The organism is Paenibacillus sp. S33 (assembly GCF_053615415.1).
The window spans coordinates 114,797-133,809 of record NZ_JBSIEZ010000002.1 but is presented as its reverse complement, the minus strand read 5'-3'; the positions used below and the strand labels follow the sequence as shown (position 1 = coordinate 133,809).

The window sequence follows — 19,013 nt, the reverse complement described above, 5'->3', positions numbered from 1 at the left end:
GTTCTGGTAGAAAAAGTAATGCTAGACGGTTTTCTTCTTATAGTTCATTTCAATTTTTTACGCTTGAGCGATATTAAGAAAATTCACGTTTATCCATATCTAAGAGTGAGACTCTCTCAGCTATTCCTACCGGCGTCGGGGTATTCAATGTCATCGGTTACTTCGATCCCATTGGTAACCATAATTTTTATAAAGCATGTTCTTTCCAAGCTGGATAACGTACCCCTTTTATTGCAAGACAGTTTTAGATATGTGATCAAATCAGATAGTGAAAAAAGAATGCACCAAGAAGCAAGCAACTATGCATAGAATTTTTTAGCCGTCTGTGTAAGAAGAAATGGCTCTTATCCATTTTTGAAATCCTGATGATTCGAAGGAAGAAGAGTCATGAAGCTAATTGCTCTGCTCTTGTCCACAAGTGAGCTGAAAGAACAGTGCACGCATATCCAACTCCTTGCCAAAGGCAGTCATTATTGGGACTACTTTTTACCAATATCAATTTTTCTGAGGAGAGAGACGTATGACTCAAAACAATATTCAATTGTTTGCATTAAGCCAGCCACAGCAACGAATTTGGTACACCGAGCTTGTGTATCCCAGTCGCAACACGTCCACAATTATTGCTACTGTTAAAATCATGGGAACGGTTCGCATAGATGCACTGCAGCAGGCAATAAACCGGGTGATTGCACAAAATGATTCTTTTCGTATTAAAATCACGGTTCGGGACGGCGTTCCCTATCAATATGTGGAGCCGTTTGCTGCTCAAAGCATAGAAGCCCTTCAGTTTACCCAGGAGGAGGCTGAGCTATGGGTGAGCTATCATAACGCACAGCCGTTCCCCTTACTGGATTCGCAGCTATATCGATTTGTTATTTTGCAGCTGGGCGAAGAAGATACCTGGATTAGCTTTAAGATGCATCATATTATTTCTGACGGCTTTACCATGGAAAAGGCAATTAATGAAATTACGAGAAATTATATGAATATTGTGCATGATACAGATTCAGATACGCCGCCCCCGGCGAACTCATATCTCGATTTTATTCAGACGGAACAAAGCTATGAGCAATCAGAACGCTATCATAAGGATAAGAAATACTGGACGGAGAAGTTTACCGATTTGCCGGAGGTTACAGGTTTAAAATCATACAACCCGCTCACGGTGAACACGGCTGCAAGACGGGAGATTTATACACTGGAGCACGAATTATATCGGGGTGTCACGGCTTTTTGCGAGGCGCATAACATCAGTATTTTTACATTTTTCCTGGCTGCTCTGTATATTTATTTACATAAAACGACAGGTGAACAAGATTTAACTGTAGGTACATTGTATGCCAACCGTACGTTAAAGAAGGAAAAAAATACGATGGGGATGTTCGTCAGCACCGTGGCTACGCGCCTGCGGGTGGAGCCGGAATCCGAGCTGCTCACCTTCTTGCAAGGTGTGGGCAGGGAGCAGGCGTCCATTTTGCGGCATCAGCGTTATCCGTACAACAAAGTTATTCAGGATTTGCGTGAACAGCAAAGCAGTACGGACATTCGGCGCTTGTTTGGCGTTACCATTCAGTACCGTACGCTGAGCTTCTCCCGTTTTGATGAAGCCGTTCAGCAGGTGGATGCCGATTTCTGCGGAGATACGGTGAACGACTTTGATATTGCCATGATAGACATGCTGGATGACGATAAGCTTATACTACAACTGGATTATCGGATCGAGCTGTTCAGTGAGCAGGAGATTGCCCGAATTATTCAGCAATTCCTGAATGTGGCAGATCATATGGTAAAAGGACCACAGAAGCAGATTCAGGAATTGTCACTGATGAGTGACGAAGAGCGAGCGCAAATTGTGAATGTATTTAATGCGACAGCAGCGCCCTATCCCCAAGATGTGGGGATTCATGAGTTATTCGAGGAACAGGTAGAACGTATACCGGATCAGATAGCAGTTATGTTTGGAAATCAGAGACTGACTTATCGTGAGCTGAATGAACGGGCCAACTCATTAGCACGAGTGCTTCAATTACATGGAGTAGGACCTGACAAGCTGGTTGGCTTGATGGTGCAGCGCTCAGTTGAAATGGTCGTCGGTCTCTTGGCCGTTCTAAAAGCAGGCGGTGCTTATGTACCGATCGATCCCGAATTTCCGTCAACTCGTATTAAATACATGCTGGAAGACAGCGATGTCACAGTGCTTCTGACCAGTCGTGATTTGGCAGAAGAGCACCAATGCAACGCCAATACCCTGTTTTTAGAGGATGCAGAATTGTATCAAGGGGAAAGTGGAAATCTGGGGGCGATTGCCCGCCCAGAGCATTTGGCTTATGTCATCTATACATCAGGAACGACTGGAAAACCGAAAGGCGTTATGGTTGAGCATCATTCAGTCCTGAATCGGATTTTGTGGATGCATAACCGCTATGGCTTGAGCTCGGAGGATACGATCCTGCAAAAGACCACCTTCACCTTCGACGTGTCGGTGTGGGAGCTGTTCTGGTGGTCGATGGTCGGTTCGAAGGTAAGCTTGCTGTCGGTCGGCGGGGAAAAGAATCCAGAGGAGATCGTCGATACGATTGCCCGCGACGGAGTCACCACGATGCACTTCGTGCCAGCCATGCTGAATGCGTTCCTGGAGTATGTGGAGCAGCAGCCACGGGAAGTGATGCAGGCAAAGCTGGGTACGTTGCGCCACGTATTTGCCAGTGGCGAAGCGTTGCCGCCGCAGCATGCGGCGCGGTTCCAACAGCTCGTGTCGAGCCTAGGTGGAGCGAAGCTGATCAACCTGTATGGTCCGACGGAAGCGACGGTGGACGTAACGTACTTTGATTGCGAGCCAGAAGAGGAATATGCGGTTATCCCGATCGGGAAACCGATTCAGAACATCCGTCTGTACATCGTTCAGGAAGGCACGGAGCAGTTGCAGCCGATCGGGGTTATAGGCGAGCTGTGCATCGGCGGTGTAGGCGTAGCCCGTGGATATCTGAACCGTGCGGAATTAACGGCGGAGAAATTCGTCGCCGATCCATTTGCCGGTGGCGAAGCAGGCTATGAGAGGATGTACCGTACAGGAGATTTGGCGAGATGGATGCCGGACGGGAAAATCGAATATTTGGGCCGGATTGACCATCAAGTGAAAATCCGGGGCTACCGGATCGAACTGGACGAGGTCGAATCGCATCTGCTAAAAGTGGAGTCTGTACGAGAAGCCGTAGTCATGGCACATGCGGATGAAACGGGGCAAAAACATATGGTGGCGTATTATGTCGCCGGTCAAGAGCTCGGAGCTAGCGAACTGAGAAGTGAGCTAGGCCGGGAGCTGCCAAGCTATATGGTGCCGTCGTATTTTATACAGCTGGAGCAGATGCCGCTGAGTCCAAACGGCAAAATCGACCGCAAGGCACTGCCGGCACCGGAAGGCAGCTTGCAAAGCAGGGCCGACTATGCCGAACCGCGCACCGCGCCGGAACGGGCTATGGTAGCGGTCTGGCAGGCCGTACTTGGCGTACAGACGGTCGGTATCCTGGACAATTTCTTTGACCTAGGGGGCGATTCGATCAAAGCGATTCAAATCGCATCCCGTGTTTTCCAGACTGGCTACAAGCTGGACATGAAGAATTTGTTCCGGTTTCCAACAATCGCTGGGCTGGCACCGCATATGCACGAAGTCAGCCGCGTGGCAGAACAAGGAGAAGTGAGCGGGGAAACGGCGCTGCTTCCGATCCAGCACTGGTTCTTTGCTCAGGAGCGCGAGCGTCCGCAGCACTTTAACCAGGCGGTTATGCTCTATCACGCCACAGGCTTTGATGAAACGGTGGTTCGCCAGGCAATGGATCACATCGTGAAGCATCACGATGCGCTGCGTACAGTTTTCCATCCGGGTGCCTCCGGTTACTCGGCTTGGACACGCCGTGTAGAGGAAGGCGCGTTGTATACGCTTGAAACTGTGGACTACCGTGAACGGGCGACCTATGCGGAGGCGCTTGAAGCGAAAGCAACGGAGATCCAAAGCAGCATCGACCTGTCCGCAGGACCCTTGGTCAAGCTCGGACTGTTCCGCACAACCGGGGGCGATCATCTGCTGATAGCCATTCACCATTTGGTAATGGACGGAGTGTCGTGGCGGATTCTGTTTGAGGATTTTGCTACAGGCTACGAGCAAGCGATGAAGGGTGAGCCCGTACGTTTGCCTTATAAAACGGATTCCTTCCAAACGTGGGCGCGCGAGTTGACGGCTTACACTCAGCGTTCTGCGGCTGCATCGGATGCGTCCTATTGGGAGCAGGTAGAGCAGGTCAAATCCATGATTGCTCCGCTGCCTAAGGATTTTGTTTATGAAGGCTCCTTGAATGCCGACAGTGAAGTGCTGATGGTGGAGTGGAGCGAAGATGTAACTCGGCAGCTATTGAAGCAGGCCCATCGCGCCTACAACACCGAGGTCAATGATTTGCTGCTGACTGCGCTGGGGCTGGCGCTGCATAACTGGACAGGTGCAGGAAAGGTTCTGGTGAACCTGGAGGGCCATGGCCGGGAAGCCATTCTGCCAGAGGTGGATATCACGCGTACGATCGGCTGGTTTACGAGCTTGTATCCGGTACAGCTAGAGACAGGCAAGGGCATGACCCTAGCACAGCGGATTAAAGAAACGAAGGAAGGACTGCGACGGATTCCGCACAAAGGGTTGACGTATGGAACGTGGCGCTACTTGTCCCATGCGTCTGCATCGAATGAAGCGCGCATGATTGCGGCAGAACCGGAAGTCAGCTTTAACTATTTAGGTCAGATCGATCAAGATCTGCAATACAGCGGAATCACGTTGTCATCCTACAGTGTAGGGGAGGCAGATGATGCACATTCACCGCTACAGTACACGCTGGATTTGAACGCGATAATCTCGAAAGGCAAGCTGCGCTTGACCATTGCTTACAGCCGTATGCAGTATCGTAAAGAAACGCTGGAACGCGTGGCGGGGCTGCTTCAATCCGCTTTGCAAGAGGTGATTGCGCATTGTGTCGCTCAGGAACAGCCAGAGCTGACCCCGAGTGATGTGTCCTTCAAAGGCTTGACAATTGGGGAGCTGGAACAAATTGCGGAGCTGGCTGCCCTTACCGGTGAGCTGGAAAATGTATACCCACTGTCCCCGATGCAGAAGGGCATGCTCTTTTACAATCTGATGGATTCACAATCAGGAGCGTATTTTGAGCAGGCATCGTTTGCTCTGCAAGGACACTTTAACATCGCTGCATTTGCGGAAAGTTTGGATATATTGGTGCAGCGGCATACGGCACTGCGCACGAATTTCTACAGTGGCTGGAAAGATGAACCGCTTCAGGTCGTGTACCGGAATAAGCGCAGCGAGCTGTATGTAGAGGATTTGCGGGATATGAAGGAAGTGAAGCAATACGATTACATCCTCGATTTTACGCGCAAAGACAAGCAGAGGGGCTTTGATCTGGCGCAGGATGCTTTGATGCGTGTTGCTATTTTTTGCACAGGTGAGGATTCGTACCGTTTTGTATGGAGCTTCCATCATATCGTGATGGATGGCTGGTGCTTGTCGCTAATGACAGGCGAAGTGTTTGCGAGCTATTTTGCGATACTGGCTCATCAGCAGCCGCAGCTGGCACCTGTAACGCCGTACAGTCAATATATCGAATGGCTGGAGCAGCAGGATCGTCAGGCTGCAGCAGGTTACTGGAGCAAGGTTCTGGAAGGATATGAGGAGCAGTCCCACTTGCCACAGATAAAAATTCAGGGTAAGACGGGATATCAGGCAGAGCGTCTGGACTTTGACCTGGGTGCGAAGCTAACGGCTGACATCCAGCGAGTAGCCAAGCGTTATCAGGTGACCATCAATACGTTGATGCAGACCGTCTGGGGCATTTTGTTGCAAAAATATAATGGCACGGATGATGTGGTATTTGGCAGCGTCGTATCTGGGCGTCCGGCAGAAATTCCGAATGTGGAGCACATCATCGGCCTGTTTATCAATACGATCCCAGTACGCATCAGCACTCAAGAAGGCAGCTTATTCTCGGACGTGATGAAGCAAACTCAGGAGCAATCCATTGCTTCTCATGCTTACGATACGTACCCGTTGTATGAGATTCAGGGGCTGTCGGAGCTTAAGCAGGATTTGATCAATCATATTCTTGTTTTCGAGAATTATCCGGTGGATGAACAAATTGAGCAATTAGGCAACGGCAAACCATCCGGCTTCAGCATTACAGGAGTCGAGTCTGTCGAGCAGACCAACTATGACTTTAACCTGATGGTGCTGCCGGAAAACACCATTCGCATGAGCTTTGGTTACAATGCACTGGCCTTTGAACGTGAAAGTGTAGAGCAAATTCGAGACCATCTGGTTCAACTACTGAAACAAGTGGGAGCGAACCCGGATATTCGGGTGCATGAGTTGGATATGGTAACCGCGCAGGAGCGTGAGCAAATCGTCGAGGTTTGGGGCAATACGGCGGCCACGTATCCAAGCGGGCAAACGATTCATGACCTGTTCGAGGTGCAAGCAGCACGGACACCGGAGCAGGTAGCGTTGTTCTTTGAAGGAGAGCGGCTGAGCTATCAGGAGCTGAATGAACGTGCGAATCGCCTTGCACGTACCTTGCGCAGTCAGGGTGTAACAAAGGATCATCTGGTAGGTCTGATAGCCGAGCGTTCGGTGGATATGATCGTGGGTATCTTAGGCATTTTGAAAGCCGGAGGTGCATATGTCCCAATCGATCCAACGTATCCAGAAGAGCGTATCCGCTACATGCTGAACGACTCAGGTGCGGAACTGCTGTTGACGCAAAGCTATCTGATGGAAAAAGCCGTTTTCGACGGTCATGTGCTGGTGCTGGATGGAGCACAGACGGTGTATCACGAGGATGGTTCCAACCTGGAGCCGTTGTCCGGTCCGAACGACTTGGCGTATGTGATTTATACGTCCGGTACGACGGGGCAGCCGAAGGGCGTTATGGTAGAACACCGTAATGTCGTTCGTTTGGTGAAAAATACTAATTATGCGCAATTGGATGCCGACACGCGCATTTTACAGACAGGGGCTGTTGTCTTTGACGCTTCCATCTTTGAAATATGGGGTGCGCTATTGAACGGCGGCCAACTGGTGCTGGTGAGTCAGGATGTCATTTTGGACGCACCCAAGCTTAAGGAAGCTGTTCGAAGCCATGGCATTACGACGATGTGGCTGACCGCTCCGCTCTTTAATCAGCTGTCTCAGCAGGATCTGGAGCTGTTCGAGGGGATACGGGAGCTGCTGGTCGGCGGTGATGTACTGTCCGTACCGCATATTAACCGAGTAATGAAGGCCCATCCGCACCTGCAGATTATTAACGGCTATGGCCCGACCGAAAATACGACCTTTTCCACAACACATGCGATTACTGGCATGCAATCCGAATCGGTGCCGATTGGCCGTCCAATCCATAACTCGACGGTGTATGTCGTGGACCGTTCGATGCAACTGCAGCCTGTTGGGGCGTGGGGAGAGCTGATCGTCGGTGGTGACGGGGTGGCACGCGGATACCGCAACCGTCCTGACCTGACGGCCGAAAAGTTCATCGACAGTCCGTTCCGCAGCGGAGAACGCTGCTATCGCACAGGTGACCTGGTGCGCTGGAATGCGGACGGGACGCTGGAATACAAGGGACGGATCGACGCCCAGGTGAAAATCCGGGGCTACCGGATCGAGCTAGGCGAGGTGGAAGCGCAGCTGTTGAAGCTGGAGGCCGTACGAGAAGCCGTCGTAATTGCACGTGAGGATGAGCAGGGGCAAAAGCAGCTCTGTGCCTATGTGGTAACTCATACGAAAGTAGCTGCAAATGAGCTGCGCAGCGCATTGAGTCAGGAACTGCCGGGCTATATGGTGCCGTCGTATTTCGTGCAGCTGGAGAAATTGCCGCTAACGCCCAATGGCAAGGTGGATCGTCGGGCGTTACCGCAGCCAGAGGGAAGTGTTGACTCCGGCGAGGATTATGTAGCAGCGCGAACCGAAGTGGAGCGGACGCTGGTATCGGTATGGAAATCTGTGCTGGGCATCGAGCAAATTGGTGTACTCGATAACTTTTTCTATCTGGGCGGCGACTCGATCAAGGCCATTCAGGTGTCTTCAAGACTGCTGCAAAACGGCTATAAACTGGAAATGAGGGAACTGTTCCAATATCCGACTATTGCAGAGCTGAATGGGCGGGTACAGCAGGTGAGCCGTGTCTCGGACCAAGGAGAAGTCACGGGTACGGTAGCGTTGACGCCAATTCAGCATTGGTTTATTGAGCAGCAGCCATCCAAGCCAGGACACTATAATCAGGCATTGATGCTGCACCGTGAGGATCGAATGGACGAAACGGCGCTTCGTCAGGCATTGCAACGCATTGTTGAGCATCATGACGCATTGCGTATCGTATTCCGCCAAAATGCAGACGGCGGATTTGAAGCCTGGAACCGTGGCGTGCAAGAAGGGGAACTCTATAGTCTCGAAGTCGTGGACTTTACGAACGAGCCTAATTTTACTCATGCGCTGGAAGCAAAAGCCAGCGAAATTCAAGGCAGCATCTGCCTGGATGAAGGCCCTTTGGTGAAGCTGGGGCTATTCCGCTGCCCTGATGGGGATCATTTGCTGGTTGCGATCCACCACTTGGTGGTCGATGGTGTATCTTGGCGCATTTTGCTGGAGGATTTGGCAACCGGCTATGAGCAGGCTTTACGGGGCGAGTCTGTCCGTTTGCCGAATAAGACGGATTCCTTCCGCCTGTGGGCTCGCCAGCTGTCAGCTTATGCGAGCAGCACCGCATTGGAGAAGGAGCGTTCGTACTGGCAACAACTTGAGCAAGCTGGAGCCGCTCAAGCGGCATTGCCGAAGGATTACACTCGCAAATCCGAGACCAAGCATCAGCTACGCGATGACCGTACACTTACGGTGGCGTGGACGGCCGAAGAGACAGAGCAATTTTTGAAGCAGGCACACCGTGCCTACAATACGGAAGCAAACGACCTGCTGCTGACAGCTCTGGGCACTGCTATTCATGAGTGGGCAGGCATCAGTCAGGTGCTTGTCAATCTGGAGGGCCACGGACGGGAAGCCATTTTGCCGGATATGGATATTACGCGTACAGTTGGTTGGTTTACCAGCCAATTCCCGGTTGTGCTGGATATGGGAGAGGATCGGAATGTGGGACGGCGTATCAAGAACCTCAAAGAAGGGTTGCGCCGTTTGCCACATAAAGGAATTGGATACGGGATATTGAGATATCTTGCTGCTGCTAGGGAAGGGGAACCATCTTTTGTTGCCGAGCCGGAAATCAGTTTTAACTATCTCGGACAATTCGATCAGGATTTGAAAAATAATGCATTCCGCATGTCTCCGTATTCCATCGGGGCTTCCGTTAGTGATACGTTGACCAAGCGATACGCGCTTGATATCCACGGCATGATCACGGAAGGTGCGCTGGAATTGACGATCAGCTACAGCAGCAAGACATTCATGAAAAAGTCAATCAAGAAACTGGCTAATCTGCTTCAGGAGAGCTTGCGCCAGGTCTTGGCCCATTGTGTGGAAAAAGAGCTGCCGGAGCTGACACCAAGCGATCTGTCCTTCCAGGGACTAACGGCCGGAGAGCTGGAGCACATTGTAGAGCAAACCTCTGCTGCAGGAGAACTGGAAAATATTTATTCTCTAACGCCGATGCAAAAGGGGATCTTGTTCCATGGCTTGATGGAGCCGCAATCCGGAGCCTATTTTGAGCAGGCGACCTTTGATCTGCAAGGCAGCTTCCAGGTGGATGCTTTTGCCGAAAGCCTGAATCTGCTGGTGGACCGCCATCAAATTTTCAGAACGAACTTTTATAGCGGCTGGAATGAGCAGCCCTTACAGGTGGTGTACCGTCATAAGGCTGTCAGATTGCGTTTTGAAGATATGCGTTCCATGGAGCCAGAGGAGCTGAACGCGTACATTGCCGATTTTGCAGAGCGCGACAAAGCAGAGGGCTTTGATTTTAGCTCAGGCGAGCTGATGAGAGTATCTATATTACGTACGGACGAGGAGTCATATCGTTTTGTGTGGAGCTTCCATCATATTTTGATGGACGGATGGTGCTTGTTCCTGGTTGTCGGAGAAGCATTCCAGACGTACTTTGCCCTACTCGAAGGCCGCAATCCGGAGCTTACTCCGGTAACACCATACAGCGAATATATTGAATGGCTGGAACGGCAGGACAACTCGGAAGCAGAACGGTTCTGGAGTAGCTATTTTGCTGGTTTTGAACAACAGACGGTGCTGCCTCAAGCCAAGCAGGTGGACGATCATGCCAAGGGATATGAGGCGGACAAGCTTTCGTTTACGCTGAGCCGTGAAGTGACGGAACAGATGAACAGGCTGGTCAAGCAGCAGCAGGTGACGGTCAATACGCTGCTGCAAGCGGCGTGGGGTGTTGTGCTGCAACGGTATAACCATAGCCGGGACGTTGTATTTGGCAGTGTCGTATCCGGTAGATCAGCGGATATTCCAGGCGTAGATAAAATGATTGGTTTGTTCATTAATACCGTTCCAGTACGAATTCATAGCGGCAAAGATGTTACATTCGCCAGGCTGATGAAGCAGACACAGGAGCAGGCGCTTGCTTCCCGTGCCTATGAAACCTATCCGTTGTATGAAATTCAGGCCCTGACGGAGCAGAAGCAGGATCTGGTGAACCATATTATCGTGTTTGAAAACTATCCGGTGGAACAGCGGATGGAGCAAATGGGCAGCCGTGACACGAACGGTTTTGCCATCGCCAATGCTTCCATGTCGGAGCAAACGAACTATGATTTTAACATTACGATTGTGCCAGGCGATGAAATCGGTATTCATTTGGAATACAATGCGCTGGTGTTTGAGCGTGCGGCTGTGGAGCAAATCCGTGAGCATTTGCTGCATATCATTGAGGAAGCGATTAACAGACCGGATGCGCTGGTCGATGAGCTTGAGCTGGTGACTGCTGAGGAAAAAGCGAAAATCATCGACGGGTTTGGTTCAGTCGGCGTGTCGGCGTGGAGTGATGCGAAGGAAGCAGAATTGTTGTTCCATGTCTATGTGGAGGAACAGGCGCAGCTTATACCGGACCATGTGGCAGTAGTATACGAGGAGCAGCAGCTAACATACCGTGAGTTGAACGAGCGTGCGAACCAATTGGCCCGCCGATTGCGGGATGAAGGCATTGGACGCGAGTCGATTGTTGGCATTTTGAGTGAACGTTCCGTGGACATGCTGGTCGGTATACTGGCGGTATGGAAGGCCGGCGGCGCGTATGTGCCTTTGGATGCGGATTACCCGTCCGAGCGAATCCGCTTTATGCTGGAGGACAGCGGGGCGACGGTGCTGCTGACTCAAACCGGCTTACAGGGGGGGGCGCAGGTATGGTTGGAGGAAAGCCAGTGGGCTTTAGCTGGAGCAAAATCCGAAGGCCAACTGGAAACGGCGGTTAGTGCTGAAACGTTGGAACAGGATATGGATACGCTCAGCGGAGACCTGAGCCCTTTAAAATTAGCTTCGTCACCTGACAGCGAAGCAGTATCCGAATCCGCAATGGGACTACGTCTGCATACCGTACTGGCGCTGGACGATGAATCGCTGTACACCGGGGATACCACGGATATCGAGCACATCAACGAGCCGCAGGATTTGGCGTATGTAATCTATACCTCCGGGACAACGGGACGCCCGAAGGGCGTCATGATCGAGCATCGCAGCCTGGTGAATACGGCTGCGGCGTATCGCCGGGATTACCGTCTCAGCCAGTTCCCGGTACGGCTGCTGCAACTGGCGAGCTTCTCCTTCGACGTATTCGTCGGCGATATTGCACGGGTGCTCTATAACGGCGGTACAATGGTCATTTGCTCGAAAGACGACCGGATTGATCCGAGCCGTCTGTATGGCTGGATTCGTGATTATCAGATTACGGTGTTCGAATCGACACCAGCCCTGATCGTACCGTTCATGCAGCATGTGCATGAACACGGACTGGACATGAGCAGTCTGGAATTGCTGATCACCAGCTCGGATAGCTGCAGCGTCACGGATTACCGGGTGCTGCAAGAACGGTTTGGCGCGGATATTCGCATCATTAACAGCTACGGAGTCACGGAAGCGGCGATCGACTCCAGCTTCTACGACGAAGAGCTGTCGAAGCTGCCAGGCAGCGGCAATGTGCCGATTGGTCAGGCGTGGCTGAATGCCCGCTTCTACATCGTGGACAGCCAGCTGAATCCGGTGCCGGTCGGCGTACTGGGCGAGTTGTGCATCGGCGGAGCCGGGGTGGCACGGGGGTACCTGAATCGTGCCGACCTGACGGCGGAGAAATTTGTAGCCAATCCGTACGTGCTGGGTGAACGGCTGTACCGCACAGGGGACTTGGCGCGGTGGATGCCGGACGGCAATGTGGACTTTATCGGCCGGATGGACTATCAAGTCAAAATACGGGGCTTCCGGATCGAACTGGGCGAGATCGAAACGGCGATCCAGCGGGTGCCGGGCGTGCGGCAAGCGGTGGTGATCGACCGGACGGATGAGCGTGGACACAAATATCTGTGCGGATATCTCACGGGAGAAGCGGAGCTGCAGATCGAGGAGGTACGGGCAGAGCTGAAAGCCGGTCTGCCAGCGCACATGGTGCCTGCGCAATTGATGCGTCTGGAGACGATCCCGCTGACCAGCAATGGCAAAATCGACCGCAAGGCATTGCCAGAACCGGAAGGAAGTATCCATACCGGCGCAGCCTATGTAGCACCGCGTACTACGGTCGAGCAGGTACTGGCTACGGTATGGGCCGGAGTTCTTGGTGTGGAAGCGGTAGGCACGCAGGATAACTTCTTCGAACTTGGCGGCGATTCGATCAAGGCGCTGCAGGTATCATCCCGCTTGCTGCAAGCGGGCTATCGGCTGGAGATGAAGGACCTGTTCAGCAAACCGACGGTAGCGTCGCTTAGTCCTTTGCTTCGTACAGATGGCAACATCGCCAGTCAGGAAGATGCTGTAGGCAAGGTGGAGCTGACACCCATTCAACGATGGTTCTTTGAGCAGCAGCCAGTTGACCTGCATCACAGTAACCAGGCGATGATGCTGTATCGAGCCGGGCGCTTTGACGTAGACGCGCTGCGCCGCACGATGGAACGCATAATCCAGCATCATGATGCATTGCGTACCGTATTCCGCACGACAGAGCATGGCTATGCAGCCTGGAACCGCAGTGTGGAGGAAGGCGAGCTGTATGCACTGGACATTGTGAATTTCAGCGGGGTTGAAGATGAATCTGCCGCTGTGGAAGCCAAAGCGAGTGAAATTCAAGCCAGCATTTGGTTGAGCGAAGGACCTTTGGTAAAGCTCGGTTTATTCCAATGCGCCCAAGGTGATCATTTGTTGATCGTCATTCACCATCTGGTGGTGGACGGTGTATCATGGCGTATTTTGCTGGAGGATTTGTCGTCCGGTTATGAACAGGCTGTCGCAGGGAAAACGGGCAAAGCCATTCAATTGCCGCACAAAACAGATTCGTTCCAGACCTGGGCTGAGCGTCTGTCAGCCTATGCGAACAGCGAGATGATGGAGCGGGAACTTGCTTACTGGCAGCATATTGAACAGGTGGAAGCAAGCCTGGCGAAGCCGTTGCCGAAGGATTATGCAAATGATAAAGCCCTGCTTGGAGATAGTGAGGTAGTAACTGTCCGCTGGACGAAGCAGGAAACGGATCTGCTGCTCAAGCAGGCTCATCGCCCGTATAATACGGAAATGAATGACCTGCTGCTGGCAGCACTCGGCAAAGCCGTATATGAATGGTCAGGATCCAAACGGGTGCTGATCAACCTGGAGGGCCACGGACGGGAGGCCATTTTGACGGAGGTGGATATTACACGGACGATCGGCTGGTTTACGAGCCAGTTCCCGGTTGTACTGGATGGAAGTCTGGGACAAGGCGGAAATACTGCTCGTTTGATCAAACAGGTCAAGGAAGGGCTGCGTAATATCCCACAAAAAGGCATTGGCTACGGTATTTTACGGTACTTGTCAAATGCGGATGCTTTTGTGCAAGCAGGTGTGAAGCTTCAGACAGAGCCAGAGATTAGCTTTAACTATCTGGGACAATTCGATCAGGATTATAAAGGCAATGACCTGCAGCCTTCCTACTACTCTATCGGTGTGCCTGTCAGCACAAATGCGGCTATGGATTTTGCACTGGATATCAATGGCGTGGTCGTGGATGGTGAGCTGATCTTCACTATTCGTTACGGCACAACGCAATTCCGTCATGAAACGATTGCACGGCTAGGAGAGCTGCTGGCAGTCGGCTTACGTGAGGTGATTAGTCATTGTGTTGCCCAGGAGAGAGCGGAATTGACGCCAAGTGATGTACTGCTAAATAACATCACGCTGGACGAGCTGGAGCAATTGGTGGAAGATACGCGAGATATGGGTGAACTGGAAAATGTGTATGCCTTAACGCCGATGCAAAAGGGTATGCTTTTCTACAGCCTGATGGACGAAGATTCGGCGGCTTATTTTGAGCAGGCAACCTTTGAGTTGAACGGGCATTTTGATGTAGTAGCTTTTGGTAAAAGCTTTGATCTACTTGTACAACGCCATGAGGCACTACGAACGAACTTTATTAGTTCCTGGAAGGATGAGCCTGTGCAGGTCGTCTTTCGCAACCGCAGAGGAAGATTGTATTACGAAGATTTGCGCGGACTGGAAAAAGAGGCACGTAAAGGTTATGTTGAGGCATTTATCCTTGCAGATAAAGCCAAAGGATTCTGCCTGGCAGAGGATGTGCTAATTCGTGTTTCCATTTTACAAACGGGAGATGAAACGTACCACTTTATTTGGAGCTTCCATCACATTTTAATGGATGGCTGGTGCTTGTCCTTTATGACGCAGGAGGTATTTGGCAGCTATTTGGCACTGCGTGCGGGTAAAAAGCCTGTACTGGAGCCTGTTACGCCGTTCAGCCGTTTTATTGAATGGCTGGAGCGCCAGGACCGTGAGGCGTCGCTGCAATACTGGAGTGGATATTTGGCAGACTACGAGCAACAAATTACACTTCCGCAGCAAAAAACACAGCCTAAATCCATACAATCCGGGGAATATGTAGGCGGAGAGCTGGAATACGACTTCCAGCCGGAGCTGGTAGCTCAGATTGATCGGGTGGCAAAGCAAAATCAGGTGACGATCAACACATTGATTCAGACGGTATGGGGTGTACTGTTACAAAAATATAACAACAGTACGGATGTCGTATTTGGCAGCGTTGTGTCCGGTCGTCCAGGCGATATTCCGGGTGTGGAGCGCATGATCGGGCTGTTCATTAATACGATCCCAGTACGCGTACAGTCAGAAGAGGGCGAAGCCTTTGTTGAGCTGATGAAGCGAACACAGCGACAGGCGCTGGTCTCCAATGCCTATGACGCGTTCCCGCTGTATGAAATTCAGGCGCTTACCGAGCAAAAGCAGGATTTAATCAATCATATTATGATATTTGAAAATTATCCGGTGGAGCAGCAGGTAGAGCAGCTGGGAAGCGAAGGACAGGAGCCATTTACAATTTCGAATGTGGTGGCTACAGAGCAAACAAACTACGATCTGAACGTAGTCGTTATGCCGGGGGAAGGCATAAAGATTCGTTTTATGTATAACGAACTCAATTTTGATCAAACAGGCATTGAGCGTCTGCATGGACATTTTGCGCGTCTGCTTGAGCAAATTTCGCTTAACCCACATGCTCGAATTGAAGAGCTGGAATTGGTCACGGTGGCAGAAAAACAACAGATTACAGTGGCGTTTAATGACAACGTTTGTGCATATCCGTGGAATCAGACGATCCATCAGATGTTTGAGGATCAGGTGGAGTGTACGCCGGATCAGGTAGCATTGGTGTTTGGAAATCAGAGTCTGACTTATCGCGAGCTGAATGAGCGCGTGAACCGTTTGGCCCGGACGCTGCGTTCGGAAGGAGTTAAGCCGGATCAGTCGGTAGGCATTCTGGTGCAGCGCTCGCTGGAAATGATCGTAGGCATCTACGCAATCCTCAAGGCAGGCGGAGCATACGTGCCGATCGATCCGGAATACCCTGTGGACCGCATCCGCTTTATGTTGGAGGACTCGGGAGTGAAGCTGGTATTGACGCAAGCTAGTTGGGTGGAGCAAGCGTTGCAGAGCTTTGAGGGCAAGGTGCTGGTGCTGGATCGCGAAGACATTTACCATGAAGATGGCTCAAATTTGGAACCATTGGCAGGCCCACATCATGTAGCCTATGTGATCTATACCTCCGGTTCTACTGGAAAACCGAAGGGTGTAATGGTCGAACACCATTCAGTGATCAATCGGATTCTATGGATGCATGACCGTTATGGCTTGGGTGCTGAGGATACGATTTTGCAAAAGACCACTTTTACATTTGACGTGTCAGTATGGGAGCTGTTTTGGTGGTCCATAGTCGGCTCGAAGGTCAGCCTACTGCCGGTTGGGGGGGAAAAGGATCCAGAGGAGATTGCCGACACGATTGCCCGCGACGGAGTCAGTACGATGCACTTTGTACCTGCGATGTTACATGCATTCCTGGATTACGTGGATCGACAGCCACGGGAAGTGATGCAAGCGAAGCTGGGCACACTTCGGCATGTATTTGCAAGTGGTGAAGCATTGCCGCCACAACATGTGGTTCGTTTCCAACGCCTCATATCGAATATCGCCGAAGCGAAGCTAACCAATTTGTATGGACCGACGGAAGCAACCGTGGACGTATCGTACTTTGATTGCGATCCCACCGAAGAATTTTCAGTTATTCCGATTGGAAAACCTATTCAAAATATCCGACTGTACATCGTAAAAGAAGGCACGGAGCAGTTGCAGCCTGTGGGTATAGCAGGGGAACTGTGTATTGCCGGCGTGGGCCTGGCGAGAGGATACTTGAATCGGCCAGCGTTGACAGCGGAGAAGTTTGTTCCAAATCCATGGTCGACTGGAGAAAGGATGTACCGAACGGGCGACCTAGCCAGATGGTTGCCAGACGGTAATATTGAATACTTGGGCCGACTTGACCATCAGGTGAAAATCAGAGGTTACCGGGTTGAATTGGGTGAAATTGAAGATCAACTACTTAAGCTGTCTGTAGTACGGGAAGCAACAGTTATTGCACGGGAAAATGGCATGGGTTCACAGGAACTTTGTGCCTATGTGGTTACAGACATGGATGAGCCCCAGTTCACAGCGATCAACTTCAGAGAAGCCTTATCAAAGAAGCTTCCTTCGTATATGCTTCCATCCAGTTATGTGCAGTTGGAACGCATGCCGTTGTCAGCAAACGGAAAAATTGATCGCAAGGCACTACCGGCGCCAGACATAGGAGATCTGGCTCGTGCAGAGTATGTCGCTCCTCGCACAGTTACAGAAGAGAAGTTAGTAGAAATATGGGAGCAAGTATTGGGCATACCGCAAGTTGGTATTACTGACAACTTCTTTGAAATAGGGGGACATTCTCTACGGGCAATGATTATGCTGGGCAATATTCAAAAAAAGCTCAAGGTGAAACTCTCGATCAGAGAAACATTTAAGTTCCCTACAATTGAACAGTTATCTCAACTGATATCTGGTATGGAGCCTAAAGAGTATATGTCCATTCCGTTTGTTGAGCCCCAGGATTTCTATATCCTTTCTTCGGCCCAAATGAGATTGTATATATTAAATCAGCTGGACGGAGGAGAAGTTGCCTACAATATGCCTATCATCATGTGGATAGAAGGCCCAATAAACGTCTCCCGTTTTGAGGAGGCCTTCTCTAAACTGATACAACGTCACGAATCTCTACGGACTAGCTTTATAAAAGTCAATGGCACACCTGTCCAAAAGATACATGATGAGGTTACGTTCGAAATCGACTATTGCCAAGCGGAAGAATCGGAAATACCCACTTATTTGAATGAATTTTTTCAACCCTTCGATTTAACAAAGGCACCGTTGCTTCGTGTAAAACTTGTTCAAGTTTCTTTTGAACGCTATTTGTTTCTGTTTGATATGCATCATATCATCTCGGATGGTGTATCAACGGAGATTCTGCTTCGGGAGCTGACATTGCTATACAATGGGAAAGAATTAAAACCACTGCGTATTCAGTACAAAGACTATGCGGTATGGCAGCAGTCGGAGCTTCAAAATGAAGCTCTGAACAAACAGCAACGATATTGGTTGGAATTGCTTCAGGAAGAAATTCCGAAACTTCAACTTCCGACGAATTTTGCTAGACCCAAAATACGAACCTTTAAAGGAAATGTGATGAATTTCATTATTGACAAAACAGTAAGCAAACAGCTTGAAAATATGGTTTTTAAAGGTGATTATACCTTGTATATGTTATTATTATCTGCCTATATAGTTTTGTTACACAAGTACTCAGGACAGGAAGATATTATTGTGGGCACACCAGTTGCAGGAAGAACCCATCCTGACTTAGATTCACTGATTGGAATGTTTGTTAATACAATTGTTATAAGGAACCAGCCGGAGAAGGATAAAAAATTTAGCCAGTTATTGAAAGAAGTAAAAGAATCCACGCTCCAAGCATACGAGAATCAAGATTATCCGCTGGATGCAATGATTGAGAAATTAGGAATTAGCAGTGATTTAAGTCGTAATTTGTTGTTTGATACGACATTTGCACTACAGCATAACAGTGACCAGCAATTTAATATGCAGTCTCTAACTTTTACTCCGTATGATTATGATCTTAAATACGCAAAATTTGACATTTCTTTGTTAATGAATATTAAAAATGATCAACTGTACGGATCTTTTGAATATTCTACTGAGCTATTTAAGGAAAGTATGATAAACAAATTTGTCCATGATTTTAAAAATATATTATTTCAACTTTGCGAGAACACAGATATAGTTCTAAGCGATATTTCGCTAGATCAGCATGCCTCAGATAACCATGAATTTTTGGAAGAATTGTTTGATTTTAACCTTTAAAATTTTT

1 protein-coding gene is annotated in these 19,013 nt (G+C 50.1%); it reads left to right on the top strand.

Translation table 11 applies throughout. The features are described from left to right. Positions 1-520: 520 nt before the first annotated feature. The gene (locus ACWGXJ_RS25640) at positions 521-19,006 is read left to right on the top strand and encodes a non-ribosomal peptide synthase/polyketide synthase (RefSeq protein WP_452568023.1); all 18,486 of its coding nucleotides are present in this window, start codon (positions 521-523) and stop codon (positions 19,004-19,006) included. Positions 19,007-19,013 lie beyond the last annotated feature (7 nt).

Bases quoted from the DNA above. Each gene is read 5' to 3' on its own strand.
- ACWGXJ_RS25640 (WP_452568023.1), top strand. From the start codon at position 521: ATGACTCAAAACAATATTCAATTGTTTGCATTAAGCCAGCCACAGCAA.